Raw genomic sequence first — 17351 nt, forward strand, 5'->3', positions numbered from 1 at the left:
ACCACGAACGGCCGAACCGCCAGACCCGTCACGCCCGACCAGTACATTTCAGAAGGGCAGAGGCTCAGCGCTCATTGGGTCGGTGTATCCCAGGGACCACCGTCCGGGAATGGTCGCGCAGATCGCATCCAAGTCGGCACGGGTGCGGCCCCGGGCATGGAGCCAGCTGTGGGCACCCAGGCCGTCTTGCCGCAGCAGCTTGCCCGGTGCGGAGAACCAACGCACGGGAGAGTCCTCCGGTCCCGTCCACATCGGGTAGTCCGGCAGTGGGACGTGCTGAAAATACTCCGGCACCTTTCTGAGCAGGTCAGCAGGCAGTTCGCACGCGTTATACAGACGTCCCTCATCGCCGAACAGTGCCTCGCTCAGTACGAGTTCGACGCAGGCCAGGGACACTCGGTCCATGAACGGCACCCAGCCGTGCTGTGCCTGAACGAGCACCGGCGGATCTTCCTGGTCAAGGTCGGCAAGGCGCACGCCCCACAAGGCACACCCCTGGTTCTCACTGCGGAACACGAGAACACCACCGCACTCGTCGTGCACAAACATCTCGTGCGGCAGCAGCAGAGGGTCCTGGTTGCTGACCAAGTCGGGTCGGGCCCCTACGAGCGCATAGAACTCACGCAGCGAGGCCGGCAGCGAACAACCGAACGTCGCCTCGGCCCGCGCCAGCTCCGCCGTAAGAGAGTCGACGTCGACCAACGGCTCACCCCAACCGGCAGCAAAGCTGCGGATGAACGCCCAGGCCCGGTCCCGTTTGCAGACCCCGCCGTCCAGAGACTGCGCCACGTCGAAGCTGCCACTCATGCCACGAACATACCGGAGGCTCATGCCGCAACATCAAGATGCCCTGAGGCTGTCGACCAAGATCGTGTTACGAGCTCAAACCGGAGGGCAGCCCCGACAGGCTTTGCTGCGGCCTCAGGCCGCGTCCCACAGGCCAGCGTCCAGGATGCGGGCGGCCTTGGTGATGCTCCCCGGCATCAGATGCCGGTAGGTGCGATACGTCTCCTCGATCGACTTGTGGCCCATCCATTCCGCCACGTCGGTGATCGGTATCCCGTTCCCGAGCGCGTTCGAGGCGAAGTAGTGTCGGAAGCCGTACATGCCGACACCGTCCTTTGCAGGCAGGTCCTTGAAGAGCTTCTGCACACGGCGGCGTTCCATCGGCTCCGTGTAGTAGCCGCTCGGACCGCGCAGCAGATAGCCCTCCTTCGTGGTGCCGCGCTGCTCCTCGTACCGCTCCATCGCCTCCCGCACCGAGCGCGGCAGAGGAACCTCCCGGAACTCCCCCGCCCTGCGATGCTTCAGCTTCGCCGGCCTGTGCGTGTTGGAATGGATCTGCTCATGCACCCGGTAGACGTCATCCGCCACAACGTTGTTGACGTTCACTGCCCGGGCTTCCCCGTTCCGCAAGCCGCAGCCCACCATCATGACGATCTCAAGCGCGAGATCTTCGTCAGCGGCTGCCAGGGCCTTCTTCACGTAGGCGAGAGACGGGATGACCACCTTTTCGCGGACGTATTCCGGTTCCTGGACTCCCCTCACAGGGTCGTCCGCCATAGCACCCTTGCCATACGCGTCCCGGAGGATCGCCTTGAGGACGCGGAAGATGTTCACCTGGTTTCCGCGCCCCACCCCGTCCGTCTCCAATTCGTCCAGGAAGCGCTCGACCACGATGGGCGTAACCGAGTTCAGTTTCCGCGACCCGAGACGAGGGATGATGTGCACGTTGATGGAGCTGTCCACGTGCCATCCCGTCGAGTACTCCGTCATCTTGCGCTGCCGAGGCCGCCACTGCTTCGCGTATTCCATGATCGTCTGCTGACCGAGTTCTCGGCGAACCTCGGCGACGGATGGTGCCGTGGTCTTCTTCTCCGCGTAGATCTGAGTAAGACGCTCGATCGCGTCGTCTTGCGTGTCGTAGCCGGCTTCTTCACGTTGCTTGCCGAGAGCGTCCCGGAACCGAATCGTGTACGGGTGCGGGCAGCGGGTCGGCCTGGAACAACCGCACTCCTTGAAGAACGACCCCATCCCACGAGCAAGCTGTCGAGCCACGCATCAAGCCTTCCGAGCAGAGCGATGAGCGGCGCAGGAGGCCCCTGCCGTAGGCGCAGGTCAGCATGCCGGACACCGTCCGGCCTAATGCTGACCGTTTGCTGACCTGGAGGCGGCAACCAGGGCTCTGACCTGCGGAAACACCCAAACGCTAGATCTTGGACTTGAACAGAGTACGCAGCACTTTGGACTCCTGGAAGACGGCTCCCTGCCTGCTTTGTGCAGGTCAAGGGCGGCATTCACTCTACACGGGCACGCGTCGGAGTCGAGGGTCGTGAGGCACATCGTTTCACTTTGGGGAGAAGGCTCCCCGCCTGCACTTCCGCGCGAACCAGGCTGTTGTGACGCGGCCGACCAGGCGTCTGCCCGGACAGCCGTCCAGGAACATGCAGGGACTGATACTGATCAGATGCCGACATACCTGACGCCGCATCAGGTCAAGTGATCGCCAAAACGGTCGACGGGTGGCAACTCATCCGCCGTCTCTGGACCGGCACGGCATCGACCGGGCCACCTGCGAGGAGAACGTACGGCGGCTGAGGCAGAGGACCTTCACGGCACGCAGGACGGGGACCTCAAGAAGGTCCGCAACTTACAGAAGCTCATGCTGCGAAGCCGCAGCAACACGCTGATCGGCGTGAAGCGGGTGACGCAGCAGAGCAGTGGCCGCATGACCGCCGGCATCGACGGGGAACGGGCCCTCACGCCGAAGGAGAGAGGGCTGTTGGCGACTGAGATCCATCGGTCGTCGAAGCCGTGGAAGGCCAGGCCGGTCAAGCGAGTGTTCATCCCGAAGAGCAATGAGCCCGCGCCGTCCTGAAAATTGCAGGTCATAGGCTCTGGCGTGGGCAGTAGCTGGTGGGCTCGGGCTGGTCGAAGCCGAGATCGTCAGCACGTGATCGTCCGGCACGGGCGAGGTCGGGCGTTGATGGACCCGCACATCGACGTCCCCTGGATCCTGCAGGTCGCCGCCGCCACCGGCGTGATGTACCTCGAGGCCGCCGGGATCACCGTCAAACCCGCCCGCGAGGACGCCCTCGCCCTCAAGGACCTGCTCCTGGACCCGGCCCGCACCGCCGGGAAGATCGCCGCCCTGCTGCGCAGTTGGCCCGCCGCCACCTGACGCGGCTCTCCCCGCGGCGGCACGCTACCTGCCACTCGGGTGTGGAAGCATGCCATCCATGTCCACCGATCCCATAGACGCGGCCGCTGTGGCACACACGGCCCGCCTCGTTGCCACGGTCCCCGCCCCCCTCGGTGCCGTAGACGCCGACGCTCCGCGCATCCAGTACGGGCCCGGTCACAGGCTGCTCGTCCAGCGCGGGGACGACGAGCTCGCCATGGTCGGGCTCGGCCCGACAGGTCAGGAGCACGGCGCCGAGTTCCGCTTCCCCGCCCCCTGGCCTCGGCCCTTCGGCGATGTCACCGTCTCTCCCACGGGCGGCCTCGCCGTGTTCAGCGGCGTGCACGCCGTACGGGCCGTGGACCGGACGGGCAAGGTTCACTGGGAGCTCCCGCACGGGTGCTGGTCCGCCGCCAAGTGCACGGCGGCCCATGCCTCGTTCGAGGAGTACGCGGACGACCCGCGGCATCGGCACGCAGACCGCGGTTCCGCCGCGTTCAGCCCGGACGGCAAGCTGGTGTGGGCCCATGTGCGGCACGCACAGGACTGGCCGCACGAGGAGTGGCTGGTCCTTGACGCCGCCGACGGGTCGGTGCTCGGCCGGACCAGAACCTCGACCGTGGGTTCGGCGTCCGCGCACTTCCCGCATCCCGACGGCTCGTACATGGGACTGACCGTCGGTGAGGGGCATGAGGACTCCCCTTCCCTGTGGGGGCATTGGGACGGTACGGACCTGAGCTTCGAACGCATCGAAGGGGTACTGCTGCAGGACGTCAGCCCGTCCGGTGGCCACTTCCTGTGCACGGATCCCGGCCAGTGGGCGCTGTATCTGCACGAGTCCCCCGGCGCGCAGGAGACCGGACGCCTCAACGCCAGGGATGTCGTGCCACCCGCGCCGGGTGAGGACATGGCGCGCTGGGATTACGAGGGCGCCTACCCCTACGAGGACGGTGCCGTCGTCAGCACCGATGGGCACACCACCGAGCCCCGTCACTGGCTCGTGGACCCGGGCACACTCGCCCTGCGCGGACGGATCGTCTACTCCCTGCCGGTCCCGGGCAGCCCGTTGCCGGCCGGGCCCGGCCTGTGGGCCACCCTCGCCGAGGACCGCACGGCCGTGCACCTGTGGAGTCTGACCGACGCGAGCTGAGCGCGTCCCGCGACGCGAACGCCCGGCCGGGGAAGCTCCCCGGCCGGGCGTCCTGCTTGCGTGTCCGGCGGCGCCACTGGAGGTGGCGCCGGTGTCTCCTAGCGCCTCAAGCGCCAGAACGTCCGGAAGTCGGTCTTGTCGGACGCTCCGCCGAACACCTCACCGTCGAGCTTCATCTTGCTCTGTTCGACGAGCGGTGCGCAGATGTCGGAGCACACGTTCTTCGACGTGCCGCCGTACAGCACCTCGTAGTCCGGGTTCTCCTCGAGCCACCTGAACACCGATTCCTCAGCGTGCTCGTAGGCGGGATTGCCCTTCTTGGTCACACGTCCGGGCACCAGGTTGCCGGGCACGAACGACTGGCCGTCGGAGAGGTTCAGAAGGTCGCCCTTCTGACCGGAGCTCATGCCCACCTTCTCGACGATGTCCTTGGTGCCCTTCTTCCGGACCCCGATGACCGCGACGGTCACCATGGACTCCTTGAAGAAGTGGAGCTGACCGGCGAGTTCCTGGGCGCGCTGCTGCGCCCTGACCGCCTCGTCCTTGTAGCCACAGTTGTGGACCAGGACCGCGGCGGTACCCGACCCCACGTAGTACGTGTGGACGCCCTCGACCGACAGGTTGTAGACCCTGGCCGAGCGGTGGGCGGTGTCGACCGCACTGATCTGGACCCAGGTACCGGCCGAGGTCTGCAGCCACATACCGGACTTGAGGTCCTTGGCCGGGACCCACGTGCCGAAGTCCGGCAGCCAGTACAGGTGCGCGGCCGTCGAGGTCAGCTTGAGCGCCTTGCCCTTGCCGCCGGAGTCGACGGTCAGGGTGACGAGCTCCTTGGCGCCCTCGTGATCACGCGTCTCGGTGACCTCCCGGGCCCGGGTGTCCCCGGTCTCCGGGTCGGTGGCCACGACCAGGTCGCCGACCTCCAGCTTCTCGATGGCCCGGGTGGTGCCGTCCGCGAGGACGACCTGGGTGCCCGGCAGGAAGCTGTTCACCTTGCAGGCGGGTGCCTGCGGACTGTCCGGCGACTTCGTCGTCGGGGCGTCCACGCCGTCCGCCTTGCGGGCGTCGCTCGCGGCGTTCGCCGCGTCACCGGCGTTGTCCACCGCCTTGCGCGCGTCGTTGGCGGAGTCCACCGCCTCGACGCCCTTCTCGACGTAGCGGCCGGCCTTGACGGCGGTGGCCGCGTACCCCGCGAGCGGGATCGCCGAGGTCAACGACAGCGCGGCGTCGACATAGTTGCCCTCGGCCGCGTACCAGATGCCGTTGGCGACGTCGGCGACCTCGCCGACGACGGGGACCAGGCCGACCACGTCGAGCGTGGCATGGCCGATGTCCGAGAGCGACAGACCGAACAGGTGCCCGTCGAGCTCGACGAAGCTGATCGGGTTGCCGCCGGCGAACGCGTACCGGTTGCCGGTGAACGGGTCGGTGGCCAGGGACATGTCGGCCAGGGCGCCGCTGTACGAGTCCCGGGTGAGGAAGCGGTTCAGCCCCGGGTCGTAGTTGCGGAAGCCCATGTCGTACGTGCCCGAGGCACCGTCCCAGCGCGAGGAGTTGAAGCGGAACGAGTTGTAGTCGCTCTTGCCCTCGGTGCCACTGCCCGGCTTGTCCGCACCGGTCATCTGGGACGAGTCGTCCGAACCGTAGGCCGTGTAGCCGTACGTGGAGCGGGTCTTGCCGTCCTCCTTCGTGATCGCCTCGACGTCGCCGCGCGGACTCGTGACGTACTGCGAGACCTCCTTGCTGCCGTCGTCCTTGTGCTTGATCTGCGTGGCGCGCTGACCACCGGCTATGTATTGGTAGTCCTTGTCCGCCTTGCCGTCGACCGTCTCGCGCACGAGCGTCTTGTCCATGGCGAGGTAGGTGAACGCCGTGGTCTTGCCCTGGTCGCCCGAGGTGGTCTGGGAGACCGTCCGGTCGAACGGGTCGTAGACGTACGAGGTGGTCACCGCGGTGGCGCCCACGCCCTGCCGGACCTTCGCCTCACGGTCGAAGCCGTCGTAGTAGTGCTTCTCGACGGTCTGACCGCCGGTGCTGACGGTGTCGAGCCGGCCCAGCGGGTCGTAGTTGTAGGTGGACGTGACCCCGCCCGAACTCGCCGACAACAGGCGGTTGCGGTCGTAGCGCTGGGTGGTGGTGACGTTGTCCACCGTCTGCTCGATGATGTTGCTGTTGCGGTCGTAGCGGTAGGACTCGGTGGACGCGTCGTCGCCGCTCTTGGTGACCTTGGTGATGCGGTCCTGCGGGTCGTAGTCGAAGGTGTACGTGTTGTTGATGTAGGCCGAGTTGTCATCGGCGTTCATCAGCTTCAGGACGTCCTTGGAGCGGTGCCCGTTGGGCGAGTACTCCAGGTCGTGCTGCGACACCACGGTGCCGCCCGAGGTCTTCTCGAGCGACTGCTCCACCGACCCGTCGGGGTAGTAGCGCATGTCGAGCGTGTTGCCGTTGGGCTTGGTCTGCTTCAGGAGCTGGCCGCGCCCGGTGTAGGTCATCGTGGTGATCTGCTGATCGCCCGCGGTGGGCGAATCGGCGTTGGTCACCTTCTTGACCATGTCGCGCTCGTCGTACTCGATCTTCGTCCAGGTCAGATCGTGCGTGGACGTGACGGGGTTGCCGTTCTCGTCGTAGGTCAGCGAGGTGGTGTTCTTCACCGTGCCGCCCGCGAGCTCCTCCACCTTGGTGATGTGGTTGAGGCCGTCGTACGAGATCTTGTACGTGTCGATCTTCGCGCCCGGCGAGAGGTCACGGACCTCGGCCATGTTGCCGTTCGCGTTGTAGCTGTAGGTGAAGTCCTTCTTCTCGTCGTCCGTCTCACCGGAGTTCGAGCGGACCAGCTTCACCGCGTCCGCGAGCACCGTGCCATTGGCGGCGTCGGTCAGCGTGACCTTCTGCGGACCGTCCTCCACGAAGGCGTAGGACCCGAGCGAGACCCACGCGCCGGTGTTCGCGGTCTGGTCGACGGTTCTTGTGGTGCTGCCGCCGTCGTGGTCGACCTTGAACTTGGCGTCCGAGGCGGCACCCGTCATTTTCGGGTAGCGGACGAACACCTCGTAGGTGCCGTTCCGCGGGATGTTCAACTGCCAGGACAGCGACGAGGTGCCGGTGCCCGCGGGGTGCGAGTACGTGTCGTAGCCGTACTGCTGTTCGGCCTGCGTCCGCGACCAGTTGCCCTGGGTCGCGGTGTTGTTGAAGTCCGAGCTGTCCACCAGGACGACCTGGTTGCCGACCGGCACACCGTCGTCCGAGTGGGCCTTCTTGTTGCCCGACGGGTAGTAGTCCCAGGTCATGGTGCGCTGCTGGGAGCCGCCCGCCGAGGTCAGCGTGTTCTTCGTCTGCTGGCCGAGCTTGTTGTACTCGTAGGCCGTGGTGATGTCCCACGGGTCCTTGGCCGTACGTGTCCAGCCGTTGTCGAAGTACGTGTAATCGGTGACGTTGCGAACCGTCTGGCCCTCCGACGGGGGAGCCGAGACCGACCGCAGGTTGCCGACGGAGTCGTACTCGTAGAACACCGAGTCCGGTGAGGAGTAGAGCACTTCGTCCTTGTCGTAGGGCGAGCGCTCCTCCTTGACCCGGTTCAGCTCGTCGTAGACCGTCTCCGACATGAAGTCCGCGTCGTCGTCACCGGTGGCGACACCGCGCGGGGTGATGGTCTTCGTACGGTTGCCGACCTGGTCGTACGCGTACTTGGTCGTGCGGTAGGTGATGTTGCCGGAGGCGTCCTCCTTGACCGGCACCTTGGACTCCACGAGCGCGCCGCGTTCGTCGTACGTCGCGAGCGACTCGTTGCCCTCCGCGTCGGTCTGCGCGATCTGGAGGCCGTCCTTGTCGTAGCGGACCGAGGTGGCCCACTCCAGGGCGTCGACCGTGCGCTTGACCCGGTGGTTCAGGTCGTATTCGTAGCGCGTGGTGTAGTCGTCGGCGTTCGCGGTGGCGTTCTTGCGCGCGTCCACGACCTTGACGACGTTGCCGACGTTGTCGTACTCCACCGTCGCCCTGTTGCCCTCGGCGTCCACCATCTCGATCGGCTGGTAGATCGCGTCGAACGTGGTGGTGGCGGTGTAGTCGCCCTCGGTCGCCGTCAGGTTGCCCTGTGCGCCGGTACCGGAGACGAGGTTGCCGACCTTGTCGTAGACGGAGGTGGACTTGCGCACCGGACCGCCGGGCTCGTCGGACGGCTTGACCGACTCGATCCGCTGGTCCGCCTTGTCGAACACCGCCGTGGTCTCCGTCCCGTTGGGGGCGAAGGCCTTGGTGATGTTGTCGTTGGCGTCATAGACCGGCTCCGGCGTGACGATGAACTCGCCTGCCTTCTGGTCCTTGGGCTCGCGCTTCTCCAGCGGCCTGCCGAACACGTCATAGGTCTGGGTGACCTCGGCGCCCTGGGCGTTGGTCACCTTGGTGACGTTGCCTCGCACGTCGTAGACGAAGTGCGAGGGGTGACCGGCCGCGTCCGTGATGGTCTTCGGGTAGCCGGCCGGCGCGAACTCGCCGTACTGCGTGGCGTGCCCGTTGGCGTCGGTCTCCTTGATGACCTGGCCCAGCGCGTCGTACTCCGTGCGCGAGGTGTAGTCGCCCTCGGCGGCGGATGCGACGCCCTTGGGGTCGGTGACCGAGGTCAGGTTGCCCTTGGTGTCATAGCCGAACCGGTAGGTGCGGCCCTCCGGGGACTTCTTCTCGAAGAGGTCCGCGATATGGCCGTCGAGCCCGTAGGAGTACGTGAGGGTCTGCGCCGCGGTGCCGTTCTTGTTGGCCTCGGCGTCCTTCATCTCCAGCGGATAGCCGGTGGTGGTGTCGTACTTCCACGTGGTGACCGCGCCGTTGGCCTCCTCCAGGCGCGTCACATTGTTGTCGGCGTCCCAGGCCGTCTTGGTGGTCTCGGACTTCGCGTTGGTCATCTGGGTGGCGCGGCCGTACCCGTCGAGCACGTACTGCGTGTCGTGGTTCTCGGCGTCCGTCACCTTGGTGTTGACGACCGAGCCCGCCGTGCCGTCCGGATCGGTGTACACATAGCCGGTGGTCCCGCCCAGGCGGTCCGTCAGCGTCTGCGTGTTCCAGTGGAACTTCGGGTCATCGCCCTCGCTCGGGTAGTAGTAGTCCAGCGAGGTGGAGTTGCCGCGCGGGTCGGTGACCTTGACCAGCTTGGCGTTCTTGTTGCCCTGCTCCATGTCGTAGGTGAAGCGGAACACCTTGGGCTGCGCGCTGCCCGTACCGTCGGTGAGGGTGGTGAGCAGGCCCTGGTCGGAGTACTCGAAGGTGACCTTCCGGCCCGAGATGTCGGTCATCGACTTGACGTGGTCGATGATCTTCGGGCTGTTGGTGTCGGCCTTCGTGTAGTACTCGACCGTGAGCGACTGACGCGCGGCCGGGTCCTCGATGTAGGTGAGGAACTTGACCGGCTTGTTGTTCGACTTGCGCTCGGCGTACGTGTACGTCTGCGTGTTGCCGTTCTTGTCGACGATCGACGTCAGGTAGCCATCGCAGTCGAAGAAGAACTGGGTGCGGTCCGGTCGGGTCAGCGACCAGGCCTTCGGGTCGCCGTCCTTGTCCGGGGTGCAGTCCACGCCGGTGCCCTGCCGCAGCAGGTAGTGCACGCCCGCCGGTGCCAGCCACGTCCCGTCCGCCTGCTTGCGGAAGACGTGGGCGGTGCCGTCACCGTCGGGGAGGGTGACCTCGGTCGGGTTCGGGTTGGGGTGGAAGTCCAGCGCGGCGCCCAGGCGCAGCGGCATCGCGGCCTGGGCCGACCAGCCGTGGCCGAGGACCGTGTCGGAGGTGTCCTGGGAGTTGTACGCGAACCGGGCAAAGGTGGTGACGCCGCGGCCCGGGTTGGAGAACGCGTTGTACTGCCAGACGCTGTTGCCCGCGTACAGGTTCGTCATCAGCGACGAGCCCGCGCCGGTGTTCTTGCCCGCGTAGGAGTAGAACTTCTCCAGGCCGAGCTGGTTGGAGGTCGGGTCCTCGGTGCGGACGTTCTGCGCCAGCGGGGCGATGCCGTCGCTGTCGGACAGCCAGGTGCCGGTCGTGGTGTTCTTCAGGCCCCACTTCAGCACGTAGTCCAGGCGCTTGTTGCCGGAGTCCGAGTTGATCGGGGCCTTCAGCTTGGCCGGCACGGTGACCGAGTCGCCGGGCAGGACCTCGTCCGGCAGCGTTGTCTGAAGCTGGTTGCCGCCGGTGGTGGCGTCGGTGCCGTCCGGGAGCGACCAGGTGTAGGAGAGCGCGTGGTCGCCCGCCGCCCAGATGCCGGTGGTGGTGTTGGTGAGGGTGACGTCGACGGTGTACTCGTCACCCGGGATCATCCGGGACGGCGTGTACGGGGCGTGGTACGTCGCCTCCGTCGACTTCGTCAGGTACGTGACGACCAGCTGCGGGCGCAGCTGGGGTTCCTCGGCCTCGGAGGAGAGGAACAGCGTCCGCTCGCGCGGGCCGGCCGTCGACTCGTCGCGCAGCCTGACCGCCACGCCGTGGTTGCCGGCGGGGTCCGAGATCCAGCTCTGTGCCAGCGAGGTGATGTACCACGACTGCTGTGCCGGGTCGTTGGTGACCGTGCCGACCGTGTCGGAGACGGCGGCGTCCATGTCACCACCGGCCGTCGTCCACGACGTGGTGGCGTCCGCCTTCGTCCAGGACGCGGTCGCCTCGTCGAAGTCACGGGTCAGGGCGCGAGCTTCGTAGACCGCGCCGTTCGAGTCGGTCGTGGTCTGGAAGCCCCACATGTTCAGCTGCGCCTCGAGGACCCGGGCGTTGCTCGGGATCTCGCTGACGCCGGGGAACTTCAGCGCGGCACGGGTGGTGCCGTACGTGGCCGAGTTGTTGCCCACCGACAGCCACGGATGGACGACCCCCGCGTCGGTGAGCGTGTCGTGACCGGTGGACGGCTCCGCCGAGGAGAGCGTGGTGTCGCTCTGCCCGGACTGCAGCACCACCGTGGTGCGGCCGGCCTTCGGCAGACGCACCAGCTCCGTGGCGGACGGGAGGACCTGCCCGTTCGCGGTCTTCACCGCGACCATGTAGTAGTACGCGTCGCCGAACTCCTCGGCGGAGTCGGCCGGGGTGGGCCGGGCCGAGGTGTCCGTGTACGCGCGCGTGTCCCTGGCGACGGGGGAGACCAGGGTCTGCGAGGACGGCTTGAAGTGCTGGAAGACGCTGCGGTGGACCTGGTACTCGACGATGTCGTCGCTCGGCGAGGTCGACGGGTCGGTGTACGCGGGCCAGTTCAGCTCGGCACCGGTGGAGTGGATGACCTTCGGCGGGTTGACGTCGACGCCCTGGTTGCCCCAGGTGAGGACCAGCTTCGGGTAGTTGGCGACCTCGCCCTTGTAGGCGTACTCGGCGGCCTCGTAGCGCGGGCCGCCCTTGGGGGCGTTCGCGGACTCGTCGGCGGCCTTCACCACGAAGCCGTGGTTGTCGTACGTGCCGTCGAGCCACTGCTGGACGGTCCTGGTCACCGGGAAGGAGTGCCAGGTGTTGACCGCCTGCGGCTGCTTGGTGACGACACCGCCCTTGGTGAAGCGCACGGCGTCCGCGAGGACGGCCGTGGAGGTCGAGGCGGGGCCGTCGCCGAGCACGACCCGGCCGGTGGTGCCGGCCGTGAACGGGTGCTTGCCCAGCGGCTTCCAGACGCCCTCGGTGCCCGCCCGCTGGTCGACCCGGTACGTCTTGCTGCCGCCGTCGTACGCCACCGTGTAGGGCGCGTCGGCGGCGCGGTCGGAGGCCGGGACGTAGTGCACGTCGACCTGGTACTCGCCGTCCTCCGGGAGGCTCGGCTGCCAGGTGTACGTGTCACCCGCCGTGGCGTCCTTGTTGTACCGGTAGTCCTGCCCGATCGCGTACTGGGTGTACGCGGTGTTCCCCGAGGTGGGCCAGGCGCCCTGGGCGGCTGTGGTGCCGGAGTCGCCGTCGTCGACGAGGACCGACGTGCCGGACAGCTCCCCGGTGATGTCCTTGGCGCTGTTCCAGGTCGCGCCCGTCTCGGTCCAGGCCGTGGTGGCCCGGTGCGCCTCCAGCTGGACCTCGGTGGCGCCGGTGGTGTGCGTCTGGTCGTAGTACAGCTTCAGTTCGGCCGAATCCAGCTGCGTGCCGACGGGTATGCCGGACAGCCCGAACCTCAGCAGCGCACGTGACGTGCCGGTGCTGGTGTTGCCGACCGAAAGGCGCCAGAGGTCCGCGTAGTTGGCGCTGGGGTCGTCCGAGGAGATCATCGCGTCCGCGGACTGCGTCGGAGTCGGCGCGATCGTGACGGTCGGGTCGACCGTCACCGGGTACTGGCGCTCCGGCGCCGCCAGCCACTCGGCGTCCGGCTTCAGGCTGATGCCGTACGAGCCCTCCTTGCCGGACAGCACCTGGCGGACGGCGTCGGTGCCGGTGGTGCCGTACGCGGAGCCGGCGTCCTTCTTCGCGTCCGTCATGAACGGCGCGGGAATCACCAGCGCGGGAGCGCCGACGGGGGAGTTCTCGCCGTACAGCGAGATGGTGCCGTTCTTCTCCGACTTCGCGGTCAGGCCGCCCGTGGTGAGCGTGAACTCGAAGGAGGGGGTGCCCTTCGGACGCTCGTTGAGGACGATGTCCTCCTTCACGCTGCCGTTGCCGACCGTGTAGGAGAGATCGATCCCCTGGCCCAGGGCGTCCTGGTAGGTGACCTTGTTGCCGTCGACCGCCGGGGTCAGCTTCGCGGCACCCGCGTCCTTGAGGCCGATGGCGACCCAGTGGCCCTCGTCGAGCTCGAAACGGACCAGCTCACCGGGGCGCGAGCCGAAGTAGGTGCGGGCGAGGTTGGTGGTGTTCGCCTTCTCGAAGCCCTTGCGGTCGGTGCCGGTGACCGCGGTGTCGATCGGCTTCCACTCGGAGTCCTCGCCCTTGCCCGTCTCGTAGGCGGTGGCCATGGCCGAGACCTCGGACTGGACCCGCCCGTCCGACATGCGCCAGTGACGGGAGTACGGCGTCCGCCGGTCCGTCAGCTCCTTGACGCGCTTGGCCTTTGGCGTGTCCTTCGCCTTGGCGAGCTTGTCACTGGCCGGGACATCGGTGTCGGGGAGCTCCGGCGGATCAGCGGGTTCGGTGTCCCCGTCGGCGAAGAGACCGCGGAGGCTGTCGGCGAGTCGTCCCGTGTCGGGTGGTGCCGCGAATGCCGGTGTCACCGGTGCGACGGTCGCGAGGACCGCCAGCGCCGCACTCGAGGCCAAGAGCCTTACGGCCCGTGGTCTGTGCATCGGTTTCCCTTCGAAGGAACCAAGGACCATCTGCCGGATGGCAGTTGGCAGCCGAGAGTCCTAACAAAGAACACCCTGTCCATGTCAAGCGCACAGACGATCTACGCAACTCGCCTAAAAGCTATGACAGTTGCCGTCTGAACTGCTGCTTTCCCTCTTCTTCACGGGACCTTCCCGCGCGTGACGCGTTGAGATCAGGCCAACCCTGACCGGGGACCAGGATCGGTTGACAGGGGCCTCCTCACCCCTTTTGGATCGGGCGGGGCCCGTCCGGGCCTGCGGCCGAGGGGAGTTTGGATGAGCAGCGAGACGCGCGAGGCTGGGCCCTCCACGTCCACCGTCGAGCACGCGGGGGCGGACGCGGACGCTCCCGGAGCGACCGGGACGGCCGACGCCGGGAGCGACGGACAGGGCGGGACTCCCCCGGTCGACACCGAGGACGGCGGACACAAGACCCGCTCCAACCGCCCCGTGCTGATCGCGGCCGTCGGCTTCCTCGTACTCTGTCTCGGCGTCGCGCTGTTCGGTGTGGTGCGTGGCGGCGACGAGGACAAGGCCGAGCCCGGGATCCCCACCGCGCCGGTGACGTACGAGGTGACCGGCGAGGGGACCGTCGACCTCAGCTACCAGGGCGGGAGCGAGCAGGGCACGGCGGAGACCGTCTCCGGCGCCCGACTGCCCTGGAGGAAGACGGTCGAGGTGCCTCTCGGTCAGAACCCTGTCATCAGCATCACTCTGGGCGAGCAGGGCGGTCAGGTCCGCTGCGCGGTCGCCGTGCGCGGGCGGCACATGCAGAGCGCCACGGCCAGCGGTGGGTTCGGCCGGGCGACCTGCTCGACGCCCCTGCCCGCGCCGGAGCCCGAGGCGTCCAACTGACCTCTTGCCACTCCTGCAGGCATATACGCAGGTCAAAGCGCCAGTCCCCGACCCTGGGCGAAGGGTCTGACGGCTCGGCCGGGGCTGGAGTTGGCAGCGGCGAAGATCGATTGGTCGGCCGCGCGGCGAGGTGCCCGCCATGAAGGCGAGTTCCTTTCCGCACCGCCTCCCGCCGAACCGGACATGACGGTTTCCCGATCATCCGGCTCTCCGGTGACTACCGCGTGAGTGACCTGGCAGGTCGTTCTGAGCGGATGCGGTCCTCGACGCCCCCGTATCGCGGGGGTGCGGGAATCCGTTCTGACCGCGTTGAAGGTCTCGCGGACTGCGTATCGCTTGAGGCATCGGGTGATCTCACGGTGGGCCTTGCCCTCCTGGGTGCGGCGTTCGCAGTACGCCTGGGCACGCGGGTCGTGGCGTAGGCGGATGAACATGATGCCGTGCGGGGCCCCGTTCGCCTGCCGGTCGCCGCCGTGGTTGAAGCCGGCGCGTGCTCCGCCGGCCCGACGAATGCTCGATGGGGCTGACTCCGCACAGGGCGGTGAAGGACGCCTCGGAGTTCAGCCGTTCCGGATTGTCTCCCATGGTGATCAGGAGAGTGACGGCGCTGTCAGGACCGATGCCCACCGGTTCGAGCAGCTGTGGGGCATGACACTCGACAAGCCGGGTCGGGTGTCGGTTCAGCTCGTTGGTCTGCGCGGTGAGCTGTTCGATGCGCTCGGCGATCATGCGCGACCTACCGAGAGTTCGCGACTGTCGCCAAGCCGGCTGCGTTCCGCACTCAAGCGCGCCGGCCGTGTCCGCGGCATTGAGGAGGAGGCTGACCGCCTGCGCGGTGTCCTGCGCGCCGAGTACGCTCACCAGCCCGCGGCTCGAGGACGCCCTCGGCAAGCAGCTTCTCGCTTTGCTGAAGCAGTTGATGCCGGCCTTCGCGAGCATCCGGATGCCGAGATACCCCTGAGCTTCCCGGGCCTCGGCGTCCAGCTCGCGGCACGTGTTCTCGCCGAGACCGGCGACGACCGCAACCGCTTCGCCGACGCCCGCGGCCTGAAGGCCTGAGCCGGATCCGCACCGATCCCCCGGGGCGCAGGCCCACTACCGCCACCGGCGGGAGATCGGCGACTGGCACGCACAAGCTCAGCGGCACCTGTTCGACCGCCTGCTCGGACAGCCGTTCCATCGCCTCCGGAGGCGAGTCCTCTTCGAGGGAGAACGTGCCTTCACTCCGCCCGCGCCCTCATCATCGGCAGTTGCTTCCGGGGGTTCTTGAAACGACCGGGAATACTCCTCTCCCCGCTTGATCAAATCCTCGAGCGCATTGGGAGGTTCGGCGACCGGCAGACCCGGTGGCGCCGCGTCAGGCCTTGGCAGCAGGCATGCCGCTGGTTACGACGATCACGGCCACGTCGCCGGTCTTGGTGCGGCCTAGCCAGACGACGCCGCCCGACTCTGCCGTGAACGTGACCAGATCGGCTTGGTGCGACTCGTCGGTGATCCGCTCGCACCAGCCGGGCAGCTGTTCGGAGTTGCGCGGCACGGGCTCGCCGTCCACATACGTGCGAAACGGCGCGGTCAAGGCCGTCCACGCGTCGGCGTCGGCGAAGCAGCCCACATTGGCGTCGGAGTAAAAGCGGATCTGCTCGCCCGGCTGAAGCCGGTCGATGTCGTCGTCGACACCCAGGCCCATCTCCCACCCGGCCACGGGGTCGTCACTGATGCACAAGCGGGTCGCGGCGCACTCAACGCCGTCGAAGTGCTCCCCGAAGAATTCGTACGGCCCCGCCGTCCACGCGATCTCCACCCGGTAGGTGCCCGGGGGAATCCGCACCGCCAGCTCCCGTGGGGGCTTCGTCGGCAGTCCTCGCTTGTACTCCCAGACTTCGTCGTCATGCCACGGCGCGTCCACGACGAGACGGCCGCTGGGTACGCGAATGGTGGTCACCTCTTCAATCCCCGTGACCACGATGGGCGTTGTCGGGTCGTCGTACACCGTCCCCAGGTGCTCCCCGGGCGTGAACGCCGTCTCCAGGTACCAGGTGGCCTCCGGCCCGGCCACCAGCCGGGCGTCCCCGATCCACTCCATGTCTCATCCCTCCGTCGCCACCCCGCCGGGCGGTCAACCGAAAAGGTACGTGAGCCCGGTGACATCGGCAGTTCGCCCATCGGACCACGGAAGGTGACCGTGATCAGGTCAGCTCGCCGTGGTGCCGCCACTGCGTCCGATGCCGCCTGGCAGGTGGCGGAGGTAGGCAGCCGGACCGCAGGTCAGCGCGGGCCGGCCCGGGGAATCAAGCTGAGCGACTCTGCGGTCCGAGCAGAGGGTGGGGAGATTCGAACGTGCTCCGACCACAGCCGGATGACTTCGTCCGAACCGGCGCCCGACCTGACCTGGACGGGCTGACATGGAGTCGGCTTCTCGCCCACTCGTGACCGGCGTTGAGAGACAGCCCGTGGTGCGCCTCACCAGCAGTCCTTCGATGGCCGTCGCGCGAACGGCCGCGAAGCCGTCGTGCTCGGCGCCACGGGAGTCAACTCTTGCGTACGTGCGGGGACTGCTTACTCCGTTCAAGCACAAGAGCGGCTGGGCACTGGTCGAGGAGGCCAGGCATGGTGGCCCGGACCGTTTCATCGGAAGCTGGACCGGAATGAGTGGGCCCCGGCGGAGTCCTGGACGATGTCCGCGCCCCAGTCCGGGAAAGACGCACTTCTCATACCTGCTTCGGGTTCGTTCCCGATAGGCCCTGTCGAGAGCGGCCAAGGCCGCTTCGATGTCCGTGGTACCGGCGAAGAGAGCTTCGACCTGGGCGAAATGCGTCTGCTGGACGGCGGAGTCCGGCCAGCGCTGGTCCATGAAAGGAATGGTGGTGCCGGCCTTCTGCCGCTCCGCGACCTCCCCGATCGCGGGGTCGACGGTGAAGGAGGCGTTCGGGAGGGCGGGCAG

General features: G+C 67.5%; 8 protein-coding genes and 2 pseudogenes. 5 read left to right on the forward strand and 5 right to left on the reverse strand.

The genetic code is table 11. The features are described from left to right. Nucleotides 1-48 precede the first annotated feature (48 nt). Nucleotides 49-807, reverse strand: coding sequence for an SMI1/KNR4 family protein (locus ACZ62B_RS00250; RefSeq protein WP_403301273.1), 759 nt, complete (start codon nt 805-807; stop codon nt 49-51). A 114-nt stretch (nt 808-921) separates the two neighbouring features. Then, on the reverse strand, nt 922-2034 hold the full coding sequence (locus ACZ62B_RS00255) for a tyrosine-type recombinase/integrase (RefSeq protein WP_469688965.1): 1113 nt from the start codon (nt 2032-2034) through the stop codon (nt 922-924). A 628-nt stretch (nt 2035-2662) separates the two neighbouring features. On the opposite strand from ACZ62B_RS00255, the gene ACZ62B_RS00260 reads away from it, so the two are divergent. From ACZ62B_RS00260 to ACZ62B_RS00270, 3 genes and pseudogenes are all read left to right on the forward strand, one after another. Then, the gene (locus ACZ62B_RS00260; RefSeq protein ID WP_344556810.1) at nt 2663-2878 is read left to right on the forward strand and encodes a reverse transcriptase N-terminal domain-containing protein; all 216 of its coding nucleotides are present in this window, start codon (nt 2663-2665) and stop codon (nt 2876-2878) included. A 138-nt stretch (nt 2879-3016) separates the two neighbouring features. Further along, a pseudogene (locus ACZ62B_RS00265) lies at nt 3017-3181 on the forward strand (fic family toxin-antitoxin system, toxin component); the annotation flags it as partial. A gap of 58 nt (nt 3182-3239) precedes the next feature. Beyond that, on the forward strand, nt 3240-4331 hold the full coding sequence (locus ACZ62B_RS00270) for a hypothetical protein (RefSeq protein WP_344556808.1): 1092 nt from the start codon (nt 3240-3242) through the stop codon (nt 4329-4331). Between the two features lie 98 nt (nt 4332-4429). On the opposite strand, the gene ACZ62B_RS00275 is transcribed toward ACZ62B_RS00270, so the two are convergent. Next, on the reverse strand, nt 4430-13462 hold the full coding sequence (locus tag ACZ62B_RS00275) for a golvesin C-terminal-like domain-containing protein (RefSeq protein ID WP_469688968.1): 9033 nt from the start codon (nt 13460-13462) through the stop codon (nt 4430-4432). Nucleotides 13463-13831: 369 nt separating this feature from the next. Here ACZ62B_RS00275 and ACZ62B_RS00280 point away from each other — a divergent pair, with 369 nt between their 5' ends. Further along, nucleotides 13832-14410 carry a hypothetical protein gene (locus ACZ62B_RS00280; protein WP_469688970.1) on the forward strand — a complete coding sequence of 193 codons (579 nt, stop codon included), beginning with the start codon at nt 13832-13834 and terminating at the stop codon, nt 14408-14410. Between the two features lie 354 nt (nt 14411-14764). Here the strand turns inward: ACZ62B_RS00280 and ACZ62B_RS00285 are convergent, their stop codons facing one another. Beyond that, nucleotides 14765-15139 (reverse strand): transposase, encoded by a 375-nt coding sequence (locus tag ACZ62B_RS00285; protein ID WP_469688972.1) that lies wholly within the window; start codon nt 15137-15139, stop codon nt 14765-14767. 6 nt (nt 15140-15145) lie between these two features. Between ACZ62B_RS00285 and ACZ62B_RS00290 the strand changes: the two are divergent. Then, a pseudogene (locus ACZ62B_RS00290) lies at nt 15146-15680 on the forward strand (transposase); the annotation flags it as partial. A gap of 87 nt (nt 15681-15767) precedes the next feature. On the opposite strand, the gene ACZ62B_RS00295 reads toward ACZ62B_RS00290, so the two are convergent. Beyond that, nucleotides 15768-16493 carry a DUF4241 domain-containing protein gene (locus ACZ62B_RS00295; RefSeq protein WP_469688974.1) on the reverse strand — a complete coding sequence of 242 codons (726 nt, stop codon included), beginning with the start codon at nt 16491-16493 and terminating at the stop codon, nt 15768-15770. Nucleotides 16494-17351: the final 858 nt, after the last annotated feature.

This window comes from Streptomyces sp. NPDC053426 (assembly GCF_055585405.1).